Consider the following 20,986-nt stretch of genomic DNA (forward strand, 5'->3'; position numbering starts at 1 on the left):
GAGAGATCATGATGCCGTTCTTCTTCAACCGCTTTTACGAGAAGGCCACCGGCTGGCTGTACGACCACGACCCCGGACAACTGCCCATGTCCCGGACGTCCTGATCCCCGCGGCTCATCGCTCGCGGGCGGTGTGAAGGCCGGAGATGACCATGTGGGCCAGCAGGGCGTGGCTCTCGTCGAGGTCCTCGGCGAGCCGGAACGCGCCCGCCGCCTCCAGGACGGCGAAGCCGTGCATCGCCGCGCGCAGGCAGCGGACGGCGTGGATCGCGGCCGAGCCCTCCAGCCCGTACGCCCGGAGTGCGGCGAACATGATGCCGATGAGCCGGTCTCCAGCCTCGGCCGTCTCGGGCCGTGGCGCCTGGATCAGCGCCGAGTAGCGGCGCGGGTGCCGGGCGGCGTAGGAGCGCCAGCCGTCCATCAGGGCGCGCAGCGCCTCGTCGCCGGACCTGCCGAGCACCGCCTCGCTCGCTATCTCCGTCAGCTCGCCCATCACCCGTCCGGACACCAGGACGCGCAGCTCGGCGAGGCTGCGTACGTGCTTGTAGAGGGAGGGGGTGGCGACGCCGGCGCGCCCGGCGACCGCGGACAGGGTGAGCGCGTCGGGGCCCTCCTCGTCCACGACGCGCAGCGCGAGATCGACGACGGCGTCCGGGGACAGCGCCGCCCTACCCACCGACCCGCTCCTTCAGGAACGCGAGCACCGCCGCGGCGACCTCGCCGGGGTGCTGCGCGTGCGGGTAGTGCCCGGCGCCGTCGATCATCACCACCTCGCCGAGCCCGGCCGGCATCCCGGCCACGATGGCGTCCGCCTCGGCCCGGGGGTCGGCCCAGTCGGGGTCCCGGGTGCCGATGACGACCAGGGCGGGGCAGCGGATGTCGCCGAGGCGGGCGCCGGCGTCCGTGGCCGCCGACATGCCCATCGTGCTCACCACCGCCATCCGCCCCGGCCTGCGCAGGTCGTCCTCCAGGTCGGCCAGGTAGTCCGCCCAGTCGGCGGGCTTGACGCCGGGGTAGGCGTGGTCGAGGTAGCTCTTCCACAGCCCGGTGCTGCGCAGGAGCGCCACGCCCATGAGCCGCGTCATGCCCTTGCGGTAGTGGCCGTTGCTCAGCAGCCCGCCCAGGTCGGGCTTCTGCACCCGGGTGAAGGGGGCGATCTCCACCAGGGCGGTGACCAGCTCCGGCCGCTGCGCCGCCGCGATGGTGGCCGCTCCCCCGGCGAACGAGTGCCCCACGACGACGGCGGGCCCGCCCAGGTTCTCGATCAGGGCGACGATGTCGTTCGCGGTGTCCGTGCGGGTGTAGGAGTCCCAGCCGAGGCTCGACTCGCCGTGCCCGCGCAGGTCCATGGTCGCAACGCGATATCCGGCGGCGGTCAGCGCCGGGACGAGGAAGCGGTAGGCGCGCCGGCTGTTCCCCATGCCGGGAACCATGACGATCAGCGGGCCCTCCCCCGTCACGTCGTACGCGATCTCGCCGTCACCGGTCTTCAGGAACTCGGTCATGCCGCCCTCCAGGCTCATTTGCATAGCTGAAAGGCTAATGGCATTAGCCAATGCGCGTCAAGACGCTCGGGCCCGCGGGGCGTCGGCGGACCCGGGTCAGGGGTTCAGCCGCGGGTCAGGTCCTGGAGGCCGACCACGCGCAGCAGCTCCAGCCGCTCGTAGGACTCGCTGCCCGGGCGGGCGGTGTAGACGACCAGCCGCTGGTCGTGCTCCGGGCTCAGCAGTACCTCGCAGTCCAGCTCCAGCAGGCCGACGACCGGATGCAGGAAGCGCTTGACGTCGGCGCGGCGCACGGCGACGTCGTGGGTGTCCCACAGCGCCGAGAACTCCTCGCTGCGGGCACGGAGCCGGCGTACGAGCCCTGCCAGCCGCGCGTCGTCCGGACGGCGGGCGAGTGTGGCGCGCAGATCCGCCACCGCCGCGCGGGCGGCGCGGTCACGGTCCTCGGCCGGGAAGAGTTCCCGCGCGGACGGGTCCGTGAAGTAGCGCCAGACGACGTTGTGCTCCGCCTCGGGGCGGGCGGACACATCGCCGTGAAGTGCTTTGGCCATCGCGTTCTGCGCGAGGACGTCGCCGCGGTCGCTCACCACCTGGGCGGGGGCGTCGGTCAGCCGGTCGAGGACGAGCAGCAGGCCGGGGCGGACATGCTCCGTGGCCGGCCGGTCCCGCGGCGGCTCCTCGCCGGCCAGATGGAAGAGGTGGTCCCGTCCGTCGCCGGTCAGCCGCAGCGCGCGGGCGACGGCGGCGAGCATCTGACGGGACGGGCGCGAGCCCCTGGCCTGCTCCAGCCGCGTGTAGTGGTCGGTGGACATGCCCGCCAGTTGCGCCACCTCCTCGCGGCGCAGTCCCGGGGTGCGCCGCCGCGCGCCCTGCGACAGCCCCACGTCGGCGGGGGTGAGCCGGGCGCGGGAGCGGCGCAGGAAGTCTGCCAGCTCGGTTCTGTCCTCCACACCCCCACCATGCCCGGTGACGCCGGACGCAGCCAGGGACCGCCCGTCCCCGGATAAGGGCGTCTCTCCCGCCGGCGCCCGCGCCGCCGCACGCTGGGAGCCGGCTCGGCGGACCGGCGCCCTCGCAGGGGCGACGGGACGGGCACCGGAGAGGTGCCGCCTGCCACACGTTTCGCGGGTTCGCCACCACAACGAAGGAAGGCATGGTTCGCATGCAGTACCGCACGCTCGGCCGGACCGGTATCAAGGTCAGCCCCTACGCGCTCGGCGCATTGATGTTCGCCACGTCGGTCGGCAACCCCGATCCCGGCGACTCGGCCCGCATCATCCACAGAGCGCTGGACGCGGGAATCAACCTCATCGACACCGCCGACGCCTACGGCGACTCCGAAGAGGTCGTCGGCAAGGCGATCGAGGGGCGGCGGGACAGCGTCGTCCTCGCGACCAAGGTGAGCCGCCCGATGGGCGACGACCCCAATCAGCAGGGCGCCTCGCGGCGCTGGATCATGACCGCGGTCGAGAACTCGCTGCGCCGCCTGCGGACCGACCACATCGACCTCTACCAGATCCAGCGGCCGGACCCCACCACGGACGTCGAGGAGACACTCTCCGCGCTCTCGGATCTGATTCACAGCGGGAAGGTCCGTGCGATCGGGACGTCCACGATGCCGGCGTCCGACATCGTCGAAGCCCAGTGGGCCGCCGAGCGGCGCGGCCTGGAACGGTTCCACACCGAGCAGCCGCCGTACTCGCTGCTCGACCGCGGCATCGAGCGCGAGGTGCTGCCGGTCGCGCAGCGCTACAGGGTGGGCACCTTGGTGTGGGGGCCGCTCGGGCAGGGACTGCTCACCGGGCGCGTCCGCAAGGGGCAGCAGAACGAGCTGCGCCGTGCCGGCTTCTTCACGCACCTGAACGACGAGCACCGTCTCGACGCCGTCGAGCGGTTCATCTCGCTCGCCCGTGAGGCGGGCCTGCCGCTGACCCATCTCGCCATGGCGTTCGCCATCGCTCATCCCGTCGTGACCAGCGCGATCGTCGGGCCGCGCACGATGAGCCACCTCGACGACCTGCTCGCCGGCGTCGACGTCGCACTCACCGACGACATCCTCGACCGGATCGACGAGATCGTCCCGCCCGGCACCGACGTCGGCACACTCGACCAGGCCTACGTGCCGCCGGCTCTCCAGCGGACGAGCCTGCGCCGCCGCCCCGTCGGCGAACGCTCCGCCGCCTGACACCCCCGCTCCGGCCCCGGGCCGACGACGCCTCGTACGGCGTTAAGGGTGGGGACGTGAGCCCGAGGCCCGTGCGCGCAGTCGACGCCGACGAGAAGGTCGACCGGCAGGCGCGGATCCTCGAGGCGGCGCTTCGGCTCCTGTCCCTGCAGGGCATATCCGGGGTCAGCATGCGTGCCGTCGCGCGTGAGGCCGGACGCGGTCACGGGGGCGCCGCCCCCACTCCCACCGGCTGAGGGAGACGCCGGACGAGATCGCCGCCATCCGGGCAGGTCTCAGGCCGCGCGGCGGCCTTCCCCGGTCGATCGGGAAGGCCGCCGCTCGGGCGTGGACCGTCAGGTGCGGGTGAGGAGGAGGTTTCCCGCGCCGCTCTTCCTGATCACGATGACCGCGTAGACACCGGACACCTTGGGGTCCGAGATGGAAACGCGCTCGGCCTTGCCCGGCCCTCCGCCGGTGGAACGGCTGGCCTTGGCGCGAGACAGGCCCCACACGCTGGGGTTCGGCGTCATCACGAACAGGTCGACGTCCTGCCCGTCGCGGGGCGTGGCGATGAACGTCGCGGGCTCGCCCTGCTCGATCCGGGCCGTACGGATCTCGACCAGCCGGTCGGCGCCCATGGTGATCTCCTGCGGGGTTCCCTTCTGGAGGTCGCCGTCGGGCGCCTCGGCCACCTCCAGCGCGTACTCCTGGTAGTCGACGTCCGAGACGGCGGTCGCGACGTGGACGTCGTCGTCGGAGGCGGGCTGCACAGCGATGAAGTCCGCGTTGGAGGCGGTCCCGTCCGAGCTGGACAACGGCACCTTGGCGTGATCGACAGGGTACGCGTAGAGGTCGACGTTCGCACCGTTCGGCGGAGAGGCGACCGTCGCCACCACCGACCACTTGCCGGCCGTCGTCGGGAAGACCGGCAGAAGATGTTCGTTGGAGGGCCAGTGCGCGATCTTCCGATCGAAGAGGTCCTCGTAGCGCGTGTTGCGGATGGCGTTCTGGAACAGCACCTGCTCGGCGAGAACCTTGTCCTGCGCGCTCAGCCCGCCCAGGAACTGGTCGATGTCGTCGGCGGGCGCCTTCCTGAAGGCGGCCACGACCCCGGCGGGGCCCAGGCCGCCGACGTCCCAGTACTTCTCGTCGCGCGGGCCGGAGTCGGCCAGGTCGAGGAGGGCGCCGGCCACACGACCCTCGACGTCGGTCCCGTCGAACCAGCCCGCACTGAACCAGGTCGGGCTCTCGATGTCGATCGCGGGGTCGGTGGGTCCCCATCGTAAGTGCGTGTCGTCGTAGGTCTGGACGGCGACCCAGTCGGCCCATCCCTCGCTCCAGGCGCAGGCCGGGGTCGTCTCGTCCTTGACGTAGTGTTCGTCGCAGGAGGCGTCATAGGGCGGCATGCCGTCGTAGGTGTAGTCCATGATGAAGTGGCCCAGTTCGTGGGCGACCGTCATCTTCGACAGAGCGACCGACGCGTCCAGGTGTATCTCGAAGCGCTTGGAGCAGTCCGTGCCGTAGGCCCCGGGACAGTAGTACGACAGGGGAACGACCCTGTCGGGCGCCCAGATCACCGTCACCTTCCGGCAGGACGCCTCACCGGGTTTCCAGCACTCGTTGCCCGGCTGGTTCAGCCAGCCCGTGTACGCCTTCCAGGTCTCGTGGGCGGCGGTGAAGATCCGGAAGGCGCCCTCGGCAGGGCTGCCGGGCGCGGCCTCGTAGTCGATGACCGACAGGGCGCTGCCCCGGGGAACGTCCTGTCTCACGTCGCTCCTGACGGCGTAATCGGTCCCGTCGCCCGGCTTCACGATCTCCCAGTAGTCGTTGGCCGAGGACACCTCGATGTAGACGTCCTGGCCGGTGCCGTCCTCATCGGCACCGGGGAAGCACACCTGGTAGTCGCCCGCGTCGTCGGTGAAGGTCGCCCCGAGCCGGTCAGGGCCGTCCCCGTCGGCGTCGAACGCCGTCACCCGTATCCCCGGCACTCCCCTGACGGCGCCGTCCTCCGCCCGGATGTGCTTGACGCGCCCCTGCACGCACGTGTCGTCCTCCCAGGTCCCCGACGTCGCCGGCGCCTGCGCGCGAGGCCCGCGGTCGTCCGGCGGCATGCCGAAGATCGACGACTTCTCCCCGATGGTGAGGTAGGCGAGCCCTTCACTGCTCGGGCCGGGCCGCCCGTCCCGCGCCTGGACGCGGATGGAGGCGGGGCCGGGTGCGACCGCGGTGACGATGCCCTCGTACCGGACCGGCGTGCCGCGCCGGGCCCGTTCCGTACGGCTCGCGCGGTCCACGGGGCTTCGCCCGATCGTCGCCGGGGCGTGGGCGAGCCCGGCGGGCGGGCGCACCCAGCGCAGGGTCTCCGGCAGTTCGATGATCGTCGTCGCGTTCGGCAGGTCCTCCTTCGCGGTGACCCCCACCGTGAGCGTCGCGGTCTGTCCCACGGCCGGGGCGCGGTCGAGTTTCACGTCGACGGTGAAGCAGTACCCCGGATCACATGAGGGTGGCTTCGCGGGGGCCGCGTGGGCCGGGGCCGCGACGAGGCCCGCCGCGGCCAGTCCGGTGGCGGCCAGGGCGGCGGCCATCAGTCGGCGTAACATCCTTTTCTCCTGATCAGCCCGCGCAGGCGACGGGCGAGTCGAAGTGTCCGGGTGAGGTGGGGTAGGGCGAGCCGTTGTCGTTGTCGGGGATCGCCAGCTCACGCTGGGCCGAGGGGTCGCCCTGGGCGCGGCCCGCTCCGGCGCCCCAGGCCACCTTGGCGAGGAAGTCGCGCATCGCGGGCGAGTGCTGGCGGACGATGTTGTGGCCGCCGTTGGCCGGGCCGCAGTGGGTGTAGAGGTTGAACGACCCGTTCCAGTCGATCATCTTGTCGCCCGGGTTGGGCCCGTTCGCGGTGCGGTCGCCCTGCAGCACGTCGCGATCCGCGCCGCCGTACTGCCAGTCGACACCCTGGTGGTGCTGGTCGTCGGCGGCGGACGCGTTGTCCTTGTCCGTCATCCGGAACCACAGGCACGGGTCGACGACGGTGGTGAGCGTGCCCTCGGGCATGCGGCCGGGGGCGCAGTCGCCCGGGTAGGACCCGCGCGGGTTGTAGTCGAGCAGGTCCGCCCCGGCGCCGCCGAAGACGTGGTCGACGAAGCGGTCGCCGGTGCCCCGGGCGGCCGGGTCGAACGCGCCGCCGCTGATGCAGTCGGCGGTCGCCGCGTCCAGGACGGGGTCGCAGCCCTTGCCGCCCCAGACGACGTCGTCGCCGTCGTCGCCGAAGACCTCGTCGCCGCCGCTGTCGCCGTTGATCAGGTCGTCGCCCGCGCCGCCGTGCATGCTGTCGCGGCCCGGCCCGCCGCGCATGCGGTCGTCGCCGCCCTTGGCGAAGCCGTCGTGCGGCAGGGCCGCGGCCACCCAGGTGTCGCCGTCCGCGTCGTGCAGCAGGTCGGTACGGCGGTCGTAGGAGCCGGCCGGGAAGCCGCGGTAGGTCTCCTTCGGCGGGGCGTTGAGGCTGACGGTGAAGCCGAGCCGCTGGGCGTCGCCCGCGTCGATGCGCTCGTCCACCACACCGCCGCGGTCGCCCAGCATGGCGTCCTCGCCGTCGCCGCCGTCCATCTCGTCGTCGCCGAGCTCGCCGAACATGTCGTCGTCGCCCGCTCCGCCGTACAGCCGGTCGTCGCCGTCCTGGCCCCACAGCCCGTCGTCGCCCTCGTCCCCGTAGAGGCGGTCGGCGCCGAAGGAGCCCTCCGGCTCGCACGTCGGCTGGGCCTGGGTGCAGAACCGGGTGGAGTCGCCGGGCAGGGCCGGGTCGTGCGTACGGCTGCGCGTCGCGTCCGCGGGCGCCTGGCCCGCCGGGTAGCGCTCGGTGTAGACGCGCTCGGTGTTCCCGGTCAGCGTGCGGACGAGCGAGCCGTTGTCGCCGAGCAGCACGTCGGCCGCGCCGCCGCCCTCGATCGCGTCGCCCTTGTCGGGTGCGCCCGGCGTGGCCGAGCCGCCGATCAGGTCGTCCTGGCCGGGGGTGGCGTCGTCCCCCTCCAGCTCCGCGGGTTCGCTCGCATTCCCCTTCCACCCGGGGTCGGCGAGCGGCTCGCTGGTTGTCTGAGTGGAGGTGGCCGACAGCGGGAGGTCGCCGCGGATCTGGTCCGCGCCGCCGCCGCCCTCGGCGTGGTCGCCCTGGCCTCCACCGGAGATGTGGTCGTCGCCGTCCTGGCCCCACAGCACGTCGACGCCCGAGCCGCCGGAGACGCGGTCGCCGCCCGCGCCCTCGCCCAGGAGCGTGACCGCCCGCGGGGTCATCGGCGTGCCGGCCGAGCCCAGGCGGACCGTCGCCCTGGACGGGGTGCCCGCCAGCGTCACCACGGCGTTGTCGCCCGCGACGACGTCGTCGCCGGGGCCGCCGAACAGCGCGTCGGCGGCGTCGTCGGCCGCGGCGTGCGAGCCGCCCACGATGTCGTCGTCGCCCTGGTCGCCCTCGACCCAGTCGACGCCGGGGCCGCCCTCGGCATAGTCGTCGCCCGCCTGGCCGCGGAGCCGGTCGGCGCCGCCCTGGCCGAAGATCGCGTCGTTGCCCGCGCCGCCGTCGGCGACGTCCGCGCCGGATCCGCCCGCCAGCGGCTCCACCCGATGGGTGTGGAGCTGGCCGGGCCGTACGGCGACGGGGGTGGCCGTGCCGGACGTGCTCAGGACGGCGTTGTCGCCCGCGATCACGTCGGGTCCGTCACCGCCGAACAGGGTGTCGCCCGCGTCGGGATGCGGCCCGGAGCCGCCGCCGGCGAGTTCGTCCTCCCCGGCCTCGCCGAAGATTCGGTCGGCGCCGTTGCCTCCCTCCAAGTGGTCGTCACCGGCGTCGCCGTGCACCTCGTCGGCTCCGATCCCGCCGAAGGCGGTGTCGGCGTCGGCCCCGCCGTGAATCACGTCGGGCCCTCCTGCCTCCTCCGGCGTCCCGTCCAGGTCGAAGGAGCCGGTGGCGTCTCCGTTGTCACCCACGAGGCGGTCGGCTCCGGCGTCGCCGTAGAGCGTGTCGCCCGCGTCGGCCTTGCCCGCCGTGCGGCTGCCGCCGACGAGCAGGTCGTCGCCGAGGCCGCCGAACGCGGTGTCCTCGCCGGCCTCGCCCGCGACCACGTCGTCCTGGGCTCCGCCGTACAGGGTGTCGTCGCCGCTGCCGCCGGTGACCTCGTCGGCTCCGTCGTCGCCGTAGGCAGTGTCGTCGCCGGAGCCGCCGCTGACGTCGTCGTCGCCCGCTCCGCCGTACAGGACGTCGTCGCCCTTCTCGCCGCAGACGCGGTCCTGACCGCCGCCTGCCTCGACCCGGTCGGCGCCCCCGCCGGCGGAGACGGTCTCCTCGCCGCTGCCGCCGAGGACGAGGTCACGGCCGTCGCCGTCCCCGCCGACCTCTGCGCAGGGTTCCTCCCGGATCCTGTCGCCGAAGATCGTGGCACCGCCGTCGCCGCCCACGATGTGGTCGTCGCCGTCGCCGCCTGCCAGCAGCTTGGCCGATGGCTCCACGCCCAAGGGCAGCGGCAGGTGCCGCACTCGTCTGGCCGGGCCGAACTCGTCGCGGCCCTGCGCCTCGCTCACGTCGGACGGCTCGGCGATCACCCAGTCGTCGCCGGGGCCGCCGAAGATCTCGTCCTTGCCGTGGCCGCCCGCGAGGACGTCCTCGCCGCCGCCCCCGAGGATCCGTACGGTCTCGCCGGGGCGGGAGTGCCCGGCGACCAGGTCGACGGCCTGGCTGCCGTACACCGTGTCGGCGCCCGCGCCGGTGTCGACGTAGTTCGGTCCCGAGTCGGCCGGTCCGTTCGCGTCGGGCCCGAACTCGTTCTGCGGCCCGGTGTGGATCTCGTCGGCGGCGGAGCCGCCGGTGAGGATGTCGCCGCCGGGCCCGCCGACCAGCAGGCTCGGTTGGGCGCGGTAGCGGGGCGAGGGGTCGGTCGCGGCGAGCGGGTTGTCGGAGGCGACGCCGATGGTGTCGTTCCCGCCGTTGCCCCACAGCCGGTTCGCGCCGAGTCCGGCGGCGATCCGGTCGTCGCCGTCGCCCGGGCCGTCGTCCGGCGCGCCGGGCAGACCGTCGGCCGTCCAGTCGGCCACCTCCACCGTGCCGACCTTCCGGACCGCGGGGGTGAGGCGGCCGTCGCCGGCCACCCAGCCGCCCGCGCCGCCCACGGTCAGGTAGTCGTCGCCGGGGCCGCCGGCCACGATCGGGGCCGGCCCGCCCTGCTCGTCGTAGGAGTCGGCGCTGGTGATCTGGTCGTCGCCCTTGCCGCCGTCGATCACGTTCCTTCCGGCGCCGGCGAGGATCATGTCGTCGCCGTCGCCGCCGAAGGCGACGATCTTCCGGTCGAACGGGAACGGCGCGCCCGAGGCGTCGGCGTATCCCTGGAAGACGAGCTTGAGGCCGCCCTTCGCGCCGCGGCCGTCGGCCAGCACCCGGTCGAGGCCCGCCGTGTGGTGCTCCTCCCGCACGCCGAGGGCGTTGACCACGAAGCCCTCGTCGCCGGGGAGCTGGCTGACCGTCCACTGCTCGGCGTCGTCGCTCGGCTTGGCCGTGCTGCCGCCCCTGGCCGCGCGCATCGGGCCGATGTGCAGGACCAGGGCGTCGCCGCTGACCGTGGCGAGCTTGGGCGGGGCCTCATCGCACTTGGGTTTGGCCGAGAAGTCGAGCAGCGTGGCCTCGACGATCGTCCAGTCGAACCGCTTCTTGAAGATCGAGATGCCGATCTCCACCCAGGCCTTGAGATAGACCTTGAGCTTGCCGTCCATCGTGAACAGGCACAACGGGTTGCGCAGCAGGACGCCCGCGAACTCGAAGAACCTGAACTTGCCGTCGTTGGTGGGGTCGGCCCAGAGCATCGCGATGCCCAGGGAGATCCCTCCGCTCACGCCTGCCTTGACGAGCAGCAGGTCGACCCCGGCACCCGCTTCCAGCGTTCCGTACAGCTTGATCGCCGGCAGGGGACGGCCACGCTCGTCGGTGGTCTTGAGATACAGGCTGTCGAGGATCTGGAGGTCTGCCTTGCCCTGCTCGATGGCCTTGCGGATGCCGTACGTGTCGAAGCCCGCCCTGATCCGAGCCTCGACCCCGGCGGTGCCGGAGATGACCACCATGATGGGCGGCGGCGCGTAGACCGGGCCGAACGACTGGCTGTAGGTGAAGCCCAGGCGCAGCGGGCCGGAGTCGTACGCGACGAGCTCGACGTCCTTGCCCATCAGCAGGCTGAAGATCGACCGCCCGGCGTTGTCCAGCACCGGGAAGCTGAAGCCGGACTTAGCGGACTGCTGCATGGGCCCCTGCTCGGCCTCGGCCCCGGCCTTCGCGGCCTTGCCCTTGTCGCACGTCCTGGCGCCCTGGTCGAGCGCCGCGAACAGGTCGTCCGTCGTGGGTGACACGTCCGCGATCAGGGAGTCCGCCACGTCCGGCGAGTTCTCCGTGGTGAGCGCCCTGTCGCCGGCCACGGTGAAGCTTCCGATCGGGATGTGCAGCTCACCCCGGCAGTCGGGCAGCGAGGTGACCAGCTTGGTGATCTCGATCATCCGCTCGATGAACTGGGTCGTGCTGTTGCCGCCCAGGGTGTTGAACTTCTTGGCGATCGTCATCAGGTTCACGTCACCGCCGCCCGCGGCCCGGCTGAGGTCCGAGAGCACCGGAATGGGCGCGTACAGCTGGTCGACGACGGGCCTCACCGGGTCGGTGACCCGCTTGACCTGGGTCACCACCGGCCCCAGGACCGTACGGAAGAAGTCGCCGGCCTCGAGGTTCACGTCGGTGAAGGCGATGGACAGGTTCGCCGGGTCGGGAGAGCCGCCCTTGGTGAGGTCCCAGGCCAGGTGGAAGTCGCCGAACAGCCCCGGCAGCATCGGCGACCCGGGCGTCACGGTGAAGCGCCAGTCGACGGCCACGTTGGCGTGCAGCGACGTCTCCACCAGGTCGGAGGCGTCGGTGAGCTGCGCCAGGCCGATCCGGCCGACCGGCTTGAGCCCGACGGTGAACGTGCCGGCGAACAGGTCGGGAGACTGCGGCGAGCGGTTCTTCACCGTGACGTCGAGGATGGACAGCTTGGCGTTGATCTCCTCGGGCAGCGACACGTTAACGCCCACCGTGGCCTGCGGCCGCTTGTCGGGTGCGGCGTCGATGTAGAAGCCGTTGGTCCGGTCGAGGCCCACGGTCACCTGCACGTGCCAGCCGATCTCGGCTCGCACGCCCTTGCCCGGGCCCTGACGCAGCGCGAGACCCGGGACGCCGATGTCCAGCTGCCGCTCCAGGGCCGCGCAGCCCTCCACGCAGCCCTGCCGCGGGTCGACGACGCCCTTGCCGATGCTCATCGTGAACTTCACGCCGGTCAGCTCGGTGCCCTTGGCGGCGTCGCACGCGGTGGGGTCCGCGGGCTCCGGCGCCTGCACACACGTGATCACCGGTTGCACGCCGGGGCCGACCTTGGGGGCCAGCTCGGCGTTGTACCACTCGCGCAGGTCCTTGCCGGTGGGCACCCGGCCGCCGTTCGGCAGCTTGGCGATGGCCGCCTTGATCTCCTGGCGCTTGGCTCCGACGAAGTCCGCACCCTGCTGCAGGTCGTCGCCGACCAGGGGCAGCCTGCCGCCGTAGGAGGCCGTGCGCATGCCGGTCTCCAGCGCGGTGAGGTAGCGGTCGATGCCGTCGCCCAGGTTGGTCCAGTCGAGCTCCAGCCCCGCGGGCAGGGTGGAGAAGTCGAACTCGGGCACCTCCAGCCGCTCGATGTCGCCGGGCAGCTTCTTCGTCAGGTCGAACATGTCCGCGAGGGGAGCGGCCCTGGGCAGGCGCAGGACGAGCGCGTGCCTACCGTCCGCCGTGATCGGGCTGCCGTTCACGTAGGCGGGCAGCACCGCGCACAGCGCCAGGTCGGTCTCGTCACGCCGGGGGTCGCGGTCGCAGGTGACCGGTTCGGTCGTCTCGTTGAGCGACAGGTCGAGCCCGGCGAAGAAGTCGGCCGGCGGCACGGCCTCCCGCGACCCGCCGTCGTAACGGAGGTTCACGCCGTACGCGAGCCTGGCCTGCATCGGGTCGTCGTCCGCCTTGCCCACGGAGACGGGCAGCGGGCCGATGTTCGCCTTGATCGTGCCGTCGAGCCGGGCGCTCGCCTCCAGGTCGAGGCCGGAGTCGGTGTCGATGAGCAGGTCGCGGGCGAGATCGAAGTCGCGCTTGAGCGCCACCCGCACGCCCAGCCGGATCTGCCCGCCGACGGAGGCGTCGAGCGTGCCCGAACCGGAGGCGGCGACCAGACTGCTGTCGCCGAAGGAGAAGCGCAGCGGCTCCTTCAGCGCCGCCTTCTTGTCGTACGCGAGCGACAGGCGCAGCGCGCCGTCCTCGTACCCGATGCGGACCTGGCCGCCCAGCGCCTTGTTCAGCTCGGCCACCAGCGCCTGCACGGTGTCCGGCGGGGCCGCGGTCAGCCGGTCGATCGCGTCCCTGAGCGGCGAACGCAGCGCGTACGCCGTGCCCGGCTCGGGACGGGCTTCGCCGAACTTCGCGGTGAACACCATGGTGTGCTCGCCGCAGACGGCCTGGACGGTCATCACGCGTGTGCCGATCACGACGCCGCGCCCGATATGCGCCTGGGCGAAGGTCCGGGAGGGGTCGGTGACGAAGCCGTTCTCGCTTCCGCAGGCGCCGTCGCCGTACACGACGCCGGGGCCCGAGCCCATCTCGTCCGCGGCGACGAGGTCGGACAGCGACCGGCCGAGGAGCGGCAGCTTGGTCGTCATCGCCGTGCCGACGGGGCCGCTGGGCTGGACGTGGTCGAGGTAGGTGGCCAGCGCGCCCAGCGACTTCACCAGCGCGCCGAACAGCGCCTGCGGGTTGTCGGGGTCGAAGGCGAAGTTCTTGACCTTGCCGATCTGGTCGAAGCCGCGGAAGACCAGGGTGTCCGGCGTGCGGATGTCCGGCATCTCCACGTCGCCGGTGACCTTGCCGCCGAAGAAGTCGGCCAGCCCGGGAACGCCGAAGGTCAGCCTGGCCCGGGCCGCGGCGTCCACCTGGGAGGTGAGGATGTCCGAGGGATTGTTCGCCAGGCGCTCGAACAGCCGCGTCAGCGGCACGTCCCCGACATCCTTGAGCGCGACCTTCACCACGTCGCCGCCGGACCTGCTGCTCATGGACAGATCGCCGGTGAGCCGTACGCCCAGGTAGCCGACGACGGCGTCCACGTTGACCGAGGTGAGGACCGACAGGCGCGCGCCGAACAGGTCACGGCCGGTACGCAGCATGATCCGGTCGGCGGGCCGGGGCAGCTCGGTGACCACGGTCGCGCTGCCGTCGGGGTTGATGTGCTTGTAGGGGCACGCCTTCTGCTGGCCGTCCGGCCGGGTGGCGCACTCCTGGCCGGTGGCCGGGTCGCCGAGGTCGAGCACGACCGTGGCGGCGGCGTGGTAGCCGCGCATCACTCCGGCGACCGAGGTGGTCGCGTTGGCCTGGGCGAGGCCCGCGCGGGCCTTGAAGGTGTCGCCCAAGGTGACCTGGCCGATCATTGGGTCGGCGGCGGCGATCCGGTAGGCCGTCCCGGCCGCCGGCACGCCTCCGCGCCAGCCGTCGCCGGTCAGTGTCACGACGTCGGCGGTGTTGTCCGCCACCATGCCGGTCGACGTGCCCGCGGTGATCGTGCGGCCGGCGAACTCTCCGGGCGTCCACTTCTGGCCGGCGTGCTTCAGCGTCGTGGCCGTGTAGGTGACGCCGGCGCCCGTGCCGCTGCTCACCTGTCCGGCGGGGTTGAGCGGCTCGGGCGCGGGGTTGACCGCTCGGTCGATCACAAGCGTGAAGGCGATCTTCTTGGTGGCGTCGTCGTAGCCCGCGTCGGCGACCTTGATGATCGCGCCGCCGGGCAGGCCGCGCGCCCTGCCGAGCGCGGCGAGCATGTCCTGGATGGAGGTGAACGTGGGCTGACCGGTGTTCCGGTCCACGCTGTCGGCGACGAACTTGTCGATCGCCTCGGAGATGCGCACCGCGTCGGCCAGGGAACCCCGCATGAACGGCAGGTCAAGGTCGCCCTGGCCGCCCCAGCGGGCCCGCTGCACGGCGGTGATCGCACTCGACAGATGCGTCAGCCCGTCGAGCAGGTCCTTCGGCGTGAGCGTCTGGAAGCGGTTCAGCCGGTCCAGGTCGGGCTGGCCCACGCTCACCTGCGGCCCGCCCGTGGCGAGGTCGGGCCAGTTCACGTCGACGGTCGCGGTGGCCCCCTCGACCTGGGCTCCGGCGAACGGCTGCGCGGTGACCGCGAGCCTGGCGGTCGCCGAGCCCTTCCTGGAGAAGGTGAACAATCCGGCGGCGGCGCCGTCCGCGCCCATCTCCCGCAGGTCGAGCCTGCCGTCGCCGTCCGGGTCGGAGGCGGTGGAGGTGAACGTGGAGGCGAAGGAGAGCGACGAGCCCGCCGAGAGATCCACGCCGAGGATGCCGAAGGCGGCCGAGGGCTTCGCCCCCGCCGCCAGGCGCCCGTCCGCCTGCACCGTCACGACGGCGTCCTTGCCCAGCCAGGCGGTCTTGGTGGCGGGGTCGTAGGCGAAGGGCAGCTTCGCGCCGAGCTTCAGCGTGACGTCCACTCCCCCGGAGGTCGCCAGTGAGACCTTGGGCTGCGCGCTGCTGACCGAGACCGGCCGGTCGGCGACCGTCCTGGTCACCTCCAGAGTCAGGTCGAGGTGCCTGACGCCACCCTGCGTGCTCGCCTTCGCCAGCAACCGGCCGGTACGCGGACCGGAGAGCGGATACTCGTCCTCCAGGCCGGACAGGCTGGTGAGGTTCTTGAGCTGGTCGTACACCGCGACGTCGAACAGATCGCCCAGGCCCAGGCCGTCCTCCCCGCCGGGCACCAGGCCGACGAGGGGGAGCTGCTCGCCCATCGGACCGAGCGCCGCCATGCCCCTGCCGACAGCGGCGAAGCGCTCGACCGCGGACACGAGCGCGGTGGTCTCCTCATCCCGTTGCGCGTCCGCCGACGCGGCCTGCGGCAGGCCGGTGAGCAGACCCGCCATCATCCCCAGAACACACACCGCACTGATCAGTCGCCGCCTCGACACCGGACCCCCAAAACCGACGTGACATACCGACGGCCTGTTCTAGTGACGGCGACTTGCGATCAGGTTGGAGACGACTTGGGAGATCCACACGAGCAGGTCCGGGCAGGAGGCCGGGCGTCCGACGGCCGGGGCACCGTGCCCCTCCACGCGCCCCGCCTGGACGCGGAGGCGTGAGGCGACAGCCTGCGATTGCGGTCGGCGGCTTTACACTGTAGATCTGCGACGTCTGACGCCCGGCGTGCGACTTCCGGACGAGGAAAGACCGGTCAGCCCTGCGGGGAGACCCGGGCGCTCAGGTCCTGCCAGATCTTGTCGACCTGGGCGTCCAGGTCGTCCAGGGAACCCTCGTTGCGGATCACGATGTCGGCGATCCTCAGCCGGTCCTCGCGGGAGGCCTGGGCGGCGATCCGGGCACGGGCGTCCGCTTCCGGCATGCCGCGGAACCGCAGCAGGCGCTCCAGCCGCACCTCGTCCGGCGTGTCCACGACGATCACCACGTCGTACAGGGCGGCCAGGTTGTTCTCGGCCAGCAGCGGCACGTCGTAGACGACGACCGCGTCGTCCGGGGCCTCTCGCTGGAGTTGCTCGCTGCGCTCGCCCACCTTGGGATGGACGATCCCGTTGAGGACCTTGAGCTTCTCGGCGTCGGCGAAGACGATCGCGCCGAGCCGTTCCCGGTCGAGCGTGCCGTCGGGACGCAGCACGTCCTCGCCGAACGCATCGACGATCTCCGCGAGCCCGGAGGTGCCCGGCTCCACGACCTCTCTGGCGATCTTGTCCGCGTCGACGACGACGGCGCCGCGGGCCGCGAGCCGGCGCGACACCTCGCTCTTGCCCGAACCTATACCGCCCGTGAGCCCAACCTTCAGCACGTGCCGCAGCCTATCGGGCAATCTGGGGCTCACGGCGCAGGTGGACCAGCGTCAGGTGGTCCTGGACCCGTTCGCGCTGGGTCTCCCGATAGCCGAGGCGCCGGTAGAGCCGCAGGTTCCCCTCCGACAGATGCCCCGTGAACAGGTCGAACGCCGCCGCCTCGGGCACGGCCTCGTGCATCGCGGCCAGCAGCCCGCTGCCGATCCCCTGCCCCTGCCGGTCGGGCGCGACCACGAGACGGCCCACGAGGCAGGTCGAGCCGGACATCTGGCCCCGGACCGCGCCGACCACCCGGCCGCCGTCCGTCGCCTTCAGCACGACCCCCGTCTCGATCACCGTACGCACCTGGTCGAGCGACTCGACGAGCGGCGCGATGAACGGGTCGCCGTAGAGCTGTGCCTCGGTCACGTACGCGGCCCGCTGCAGGGTGAGGATCTCCCCCGCGTCCGCGGGCAGGGCCCTCGCGATCTCCACCACGAGGGCCACCCTATCGGCACACCTGCCTCCGTCAGGGCGGGCCGGGCTCCCGGACGTGACTCGCCGCGGCCGGCCACCGCGTAGCCAGGGTCCCGCTCCGGCGAAGGCGTCCCCTGCACGCGAGCGACCGGGAAAAGAGGGACCGGGAAAAGGGGAAAGGCCCCGCCGAAGCGGGGCCTTTCGTGATGCCATGGAGGACTGGCCGTGACCTCCGGTCCAGAAGACCGGGTGTCAGCTCTGGCCGCCCGCCAGCTTCTCGCGCAGGGCGGCGAGGGCCTCGTCGGAGGCGAGGGCGCCACCAGCGGACTGCGAGGAGCTGGTCTCGCCGCTGTAGGACGACGGAGCGGCCTCGCTGGCCGCCGCCTCCTCCTGGCGGGCCTTCTCGATCTGCGAGCGGTGCGCCTCGAAGCGGGCCTGGGCCTCGGCGTACTGCCGCTCCCACTCCTCACGCTGCTTGTCGAAGCCCTCGAGCCACTCGCCGGTCTCGGCGTCGAAGCCCTCGGGGTAGATGTAGTTGCCCTGCTCGTCGTAGGTCGCCGCCATGCCGTACAGCGTGGGGTCGAACTCGACCTCGGCGCCGACACCCTCGTTGGCCTGCTTGAGGGACAGCGAGATGCGGCGGCGGTCCAGGTCGATGTCGATGATCTTCACGAAGATCTCGTCGCCGACCTGCACGACCTGCTCCGGAATCTCCACGTGGCGCTCGGCCAGCTCGGAGATGTGGACCAGGCCCTCGATGCCCTCCTCGACCCGGACGAAGGCACCGAACGGCACCAGCTTGGTGACGCGGCCGGGCACGACCTGGCCGATCTGGTGGGTCCGGGCGAACTGCTGCCACGGGTCCTCCTGCGTCGCCTTGAGCGACAGCGAGACCCGCTCGCGCTCCATGTCGACGTCGAGAACCTCGACCGTGACCTCCTGGCCCACCTCGACGACCTCGGACGGGTGGTCGATGTGCTTCCAGGACAGCTCGGACACGTGCACCAGGCCGTCGACGCCGCCGAGGTCCACGAACGCACCGAAGTTGACGATCGAGGACACGACGCCCTTGCGGACCTGGCCCTTCTGGAGGGTGTTGAGGAACGTCTGGCGAACCTCGGACTGCGTCTGCTCCAGCCAGGCACGGCGGGACAGGACCACGTTGTTGCGGTTCTTGTCCAGCTCGATGATCTTGGCCTCGAGCTCGCGCCCGACGTACGGCTGCAGGTCGCGGACGCGGCGCATCTCCACCAGGGAGGCGGGGAGGAAGCCGCGCAGACCGATGTCGAGGATCAGGCCACCCTTGACGACCTCGATGACCGTGCCGGTGACGATGCCGTCCTCGTCCTTGATCTTCTCGATCGTGCCCCAGGCGCGCTCGTACTGGGCGCGCTTCTTGGACAGGATGAGGCGGCCTTCCTTGTCCTCCTTCTGGAGAACCAGGGCCTCGACGTGCTCTCCGACCTCGACGACCTCGGCCGGGTCGACATCGTGCTTGATCGAGAGCTCGCGCGACGGGATAACGCCCTCGGTCTTGTAGCCAATGTCGAGCAAGACCTCGTCTCGATCGACCTTGACAACGGTGCCTTCAACGATGTCTCCGTCGTTGAAGTACTTGATGGTCTCGTCGATCGCGGCGAGGAAGGCCTCCTCGGAACCGATGTCGTTGACCGCTACCTGCGGGGTGCTCGAGGTGGCCTCAGTGCTGCTCGTCATGTGTGGAATTGCTCCGAACCGGACAGATGTCGTTGTGACAGAAGCGCGGCGGGCCGTTTTTCGTTCACCGGATGATGCTGCTTCCTGGTAGCCACCAGATGACCGAGCGCGAGCCCGCTCCGTCCGTGACGCGCGCGAGCCCACAGCGCAGCGATCAGCATATGAGACGGAGCGAGCTGGGTCAATCCGAGGCAACCAGACGAACGCCTAGTAGGTGATCACCGACTTCGCCCGCGCCGGTGAGAGCGTTGCCCGGAGTTTACGCGGCACCGACACTCGGGCCGGATCTCCATCCGACGTATAGCGCTCTCCTGGGTGTTTGTCGAGCCAGTCGAGCCAGTAGGTCGTGCACCAGCGCCGGCAGTCGCCGTGTTTTCCGTTGGACTGGATCCTCGGGATCGCGTATCGCGGAAAACTTTTCGCGTAGGGCGAAACCGTGGGCTGCGCCCCGGCCAGGAAGACGGCGTCGAAGTGGTAGCGAGTGCCGTCCCACGAGCCGTCGTGTGCCCTGCTCAGCTTCCTCGGCCGCGACCCGTACGGCAGCGCGAAGGTCGTGGAGGGCGGCGCGCCGATCTTCTTCAGCAGCCGCTCCTGCCGGACGATCTGCTCGCTGACCCGCTTGTTGGAGAGCCGCCGGAGATCGGGATGGGAGTAGGTGTGGTTGGCCACCTCGAAGCCGTGGTCGAGCAGCCACTTCACCGCCTGTCTCTGCCGCTCCCGGTCGCGCAGCCCGAAGGGGTCGCGGTTGACCCAGAAGGTGGCCGTGGGCCGGAAGTTCGGGTACTTCGCCGCGACCTCGTAGATGATGCCGACGGCCGTGTCGTTCCTCGGCATGCCGTTGTGGTCCACGGCGAAGTGGCTGGGGTGGCCGTCGTCGAAGGTCAGGACGACGGGATGGGTCCCGGCCGGGATGTCGATCTTCCTGGCGGCCAGTTCGGCCGCGGTGATCGGCACGTAGCCGTCCTTGGCCAGGCGCTCCAGTTCCTTGCGAAGCTGGTCGGGCGTCCGGTCGATGGACGCCAGCCGCTTGGGCAGGATGCGGTGGTACATGATCACGGGCACCAGGCCGGCCTCGTTCGCCTTGACCTTCCTGGCCGACTCGGCGGTCGCCTTCGGCGGGGCCGCACTGGGCGTGCGCGACGGCGTCGGCGGCTGCGCCCGCACCTGCGACCGTTCCTCGCCAGTGGACCGGGGCAGCAGCACGAGCGCGACAAGACCGATCACGACAACGACGACATTGGCGATTGCAGTCATTCGGGCAAGGTTGCGCACAGTTATTTGACCTTACTGCCCGACGTGTCCGTATTCACATGTGTTGCAATTTTCCTGTGGACTGGAGCTTGCGTGCGTGCGGACGACACGGGCACGTCACCTACGCCCCCGACGAGGAGGCGCTGCGGAACCGGCTGCGCGCCGAGACCGCGCTGGGCGAGGCGTGGCGCTGCCTGCGCTGCGGCGACTTCACTCTGGGCCCGCCGCGCGGCGCCGGACCGGCCGGCGACGCGCCCGTCGTGCTGCGCGGCCGGGCGCTGCGCGACGCCGCCGTGCTACGGCTGATCGCCGTCTTCCGCTGGGCCAAGGCCGTGCTCGTGATCGTCGGAGCGTACGGCGTGTGGCGGTTCCGGGCCCATCACGACGCCGTACGGCGGGCGTTCGACCAGGACCTCCCGCTGGTCAGGCCGCTGGCCCACAAGCTCGGGTGGAACCTCGACCAGTCGGGCGTGGTGCACACACTGCGGACCGCGCTGGGCGCGCGGACGACGACCCTCACCTGGATCTTCCTCGCCCTGCTCGCCCTCGCGGCCCTGCTGCTGACCGAGGGGGTCGGCCTGTGGCTGCTGAAGCGATGGGGCGAGTACTTCTCGGTGATCGTCACCTCGGCGTTCATCCCGGTGGAGATCTACGAGATCGCCGAGAAGGTGAGCCCGTTCCGGATCGTGATCCTTCTGATCAACATCGCGGCCGTGCTGTACATCGCGTTGAGCAAACGCCTGTTCGGGCTGCGCGGCGGGCGGCCGGCGTACGAGGCGGAGCGGCACGAGGCGAGCCTGCTGGAGGTCGAGCAAGCGGGCCTGGCCATGGCCGGGCGGGACCACGGGCCCACCCGGCCGACCGGCCGCCCCTGACCCGTCGCTCGCCGGACCCTCACTGGGCGGACCGGCCCGGTTCTGCGAGCGCGGCCCCCGGCGAACCCCGGCACGGTCAGCCGGCTCGGCACGGTGAGAGCGCGAGAGCCCGGGCGCATGCTC

The 20,986-nt window shown here is 71.7% G+C and carries 12 protein-coding genes; 3 read left to right on the forward strand and 9 right to left on the reverse strand.

All coding sequences use genetic code 11. The features are described 5' to 3' along the window. Positions 1 to 114 precede the first annotated feature (114 nt). The 3 genes from Msi02_RS00730 to Msi02_RS00740 form a co-directional block, all read right to left on the reverse strand. Complete coding sequence (locus tag Msi02_RS00730) at positions 115 to 675, reverse strand: TetR/AcrR family transcriptional regulator (protein WP_079320648.1); 561 nt, start codon at positions 673 to 675, stop codon at positions 115 to 117. Further along, positions 668 to 1,528 carry an alpha/beta fold hydrolase gene (locus Msi02_RS00735; protein ID WP_239107992.1) on the reverse strand — a complete coding sequence of 287 codons (861 nt, stop codon included), beginning with the start codon at positions 1,526 to 1,528 and terminating at the stop codon, positions 668 to 670. The genes Msi02_RS00730 and Msi02_RS00735 overlap by 8 nt, the downstream gene beginning before the upstream one ends. A gap of 80 nt (positions 1,529 to 1,608) precedes the next feature. Continuing rightward, positions 1,609 to 2,454: a helix-turn-helix transcriptional regulator gene (locus Msi02_RS00740; protein WP_204046598.1), complete on the reverse strand. Its 846-nt coding sequence runs from the start codon at positions 2,452 to 2,454 to the stop codon at positions 1,609 to 1,611. 203 nt (positions 2,455 to 2,657) lie between these two features. Between Msi02_RS00740 and Msi02_RS00745 the strand changes: the two genes are divergently transcribed. Next, the gene (locus Msi02_RS00745) at positions 2,658 to 3,689 is read left to right on the forward strand and encodes an aldo/keto reductase (protein ID WP_308441771.1); all 1,032 of its coding nucleotides are present in this window, start codon (positions 2,658 to 2,660) and stop codon (positions 3,687 to 3,689) included. A gap of 56 nt (positions 3,690 to 3,745) precedes the next feature. Further along, on the forward strand, positions 3,746 to 3,925 hold the full coding sequence (locus Msi02_RS00750; RefSeq protein ID WP_239107993.1) for a helix-turn-helix domain-containing protein: 180 nt from the start codon (positions 3,746 to 3,748) through the stop codon (positions 3,923 to 3,925). A gap of 99 nt (positions 3,926 to 4,024) precedes the next feature. Here Msi02_RS00750 and Msi02_RS00755 read toward each other — a convergent pair whose 3' ends face one another. From Msi02_RS00755 to Msi02_RS00780, 6 genes are all read right to left on the reverse strand, one after another. After that, on the reverse strand, positions 4,025 to 6,271 hold the full coding sequence (locus tag Msi02_RS00755; protein ID WP_204046599.1) for a hypothetical protein: 2,247 nt from the start codon (positions 6,269 to 6,271) through the stop codon (positions 4,025 to 4,027). A 13-nt stretch (positions 6,272 to 6,284) separates the two neighbouring features. Beyond that, positions 6,285 to 15,650, reverse strand: a complete 9,366-nt coding sequence (locus tag Msi02_RS00760) for a calcium-binding protein (protein WP_204046600.1) — start codon at positions 15,648 to 15,650, stop codon at positions 6,285 to 6,287. A 308-nt stretch (positions 15,651 to 15,958) separates the two neighbouring features. Next, entirely contained in the window at positions 15,959 to 16,564 is a 606-nt protein-coding gene (gene coaE / locus Msi02_RS00765; RefSeq protein WP_204046601.1) for a dephospho-CoA kinase, read from the reverse strand. A gap of 10 nt (positions 16,565 to 16,574) precedes the next feature. Continuing rightward, complete coding sequence (locus Msi02_RS00770; protein WP_239107994.1) at positions 16,575 to 17,042, reverse strand: GNAT family N-acetyltransferase; 468 nt, start codon at positions 17,040 to 17,042, stop codon at positions 16,575 to 16,577. A 231-nt stretch (positions 17,043 to 17,273) separates the two neighbouring features. After that, positions 17,274 to 18,737 (reverse strand): 30S ribosomal protein S1, encoded by a 1,464-nt coding sequence (gene rpsA / locus Msi02_RS00775; protein WP_204046603.1) that lies wholly within the window; start codon positions 18,735 to 18,737, stop codon positions 17,274 to 17,276. A gap of 207 nt (positions 18,738 to 18,944) precedes the next feature. After that, positions 18,945 to 19,991 carry a polysaccharide deacetylase family protein gene (locus Msi02_RS00780; RefSeq protein WP_079315844.1) on the reverse strand — a complete coding sequence of 349 codons (1,047 nt, stop codon included), beginning with the start codon at positions 19,989 to 19,991 and terminating at the stop codon, positions 18,945 to 18,947. 74 nt (positions 19,992 to 20,065) lie between these two features. On the opposite strand from Msi02_RS00780, the gene Msi02_RS00785 reads away from it, so the two are divergent. Beyond that, positions 20,066 to 20,863, forward strand: coding sequence for a DUF2127 domain-containing protein (locus Msi02_RS00785; protein ID WP_204046604.1), 798 nt, complete (start codon positions 20,066 to 20,068; stop codon positions 20,861 to 20,863). The last annotated feature ends 123 nt before the right edge of the window (positions 20,864 to 20,986 follow it).

This window comes from Microbispora siamensis (assembly GCF_016863095.1).
Taxonomy (GTDB): domain Bacteria; phylum Actinomycetota; class Actinomycetes; order Streptosporangiales; family Streptosporangiaceae; genus Microbispora; species Microbispora siamensis.

Bases quoted from the DNA above. Each gene is read 5' to 3' on its own strand.
- Msi02_RS00735 (WP_239107992.1), bottom strand. From the start codon at position 1,528: ATGCAAATGAGCCTGGAGGGCGGCATGACCGAGTTCCTGAAGACCGGT.
- Msi02_RS00745 (WP_308441771.1), top strand. From the start codon at position 2,658: ATGGTTCGCATGCAGTACCGCACGCTCGGCCGGACCGGTATCAAGGTC.
- Msi02_RS00755 (WP_204046599.1), bottom strand. From the start codon at position 6,271: ATGTTACGCCGACTGATGGCCGCCGCCCTGGCCGCCACCGGACTGGCC.
- Msi02_RS00760 (WP_204046600.1), bottom strand. From the start codon at position 15,650: ATGATGGCGGGTCTGCTCACCGGCCTGCCGCAGGCCGCGTCGGCGGAC.
- rpsA (WP_204046603.1), bottom strand. From the start codon at position 18,737: ATGACGAGCAGCACTGAGGCCACCTCGAGCACCCCGCAGGTAGCGGTC.
- Msi02_RS00780 (WP_079315844.1), bottom strand. From the start codon at position 19,991: ATGACTGCAATCGCCAATGTCGTCGTTGTCGTGATCGGTCTTGTCGCG.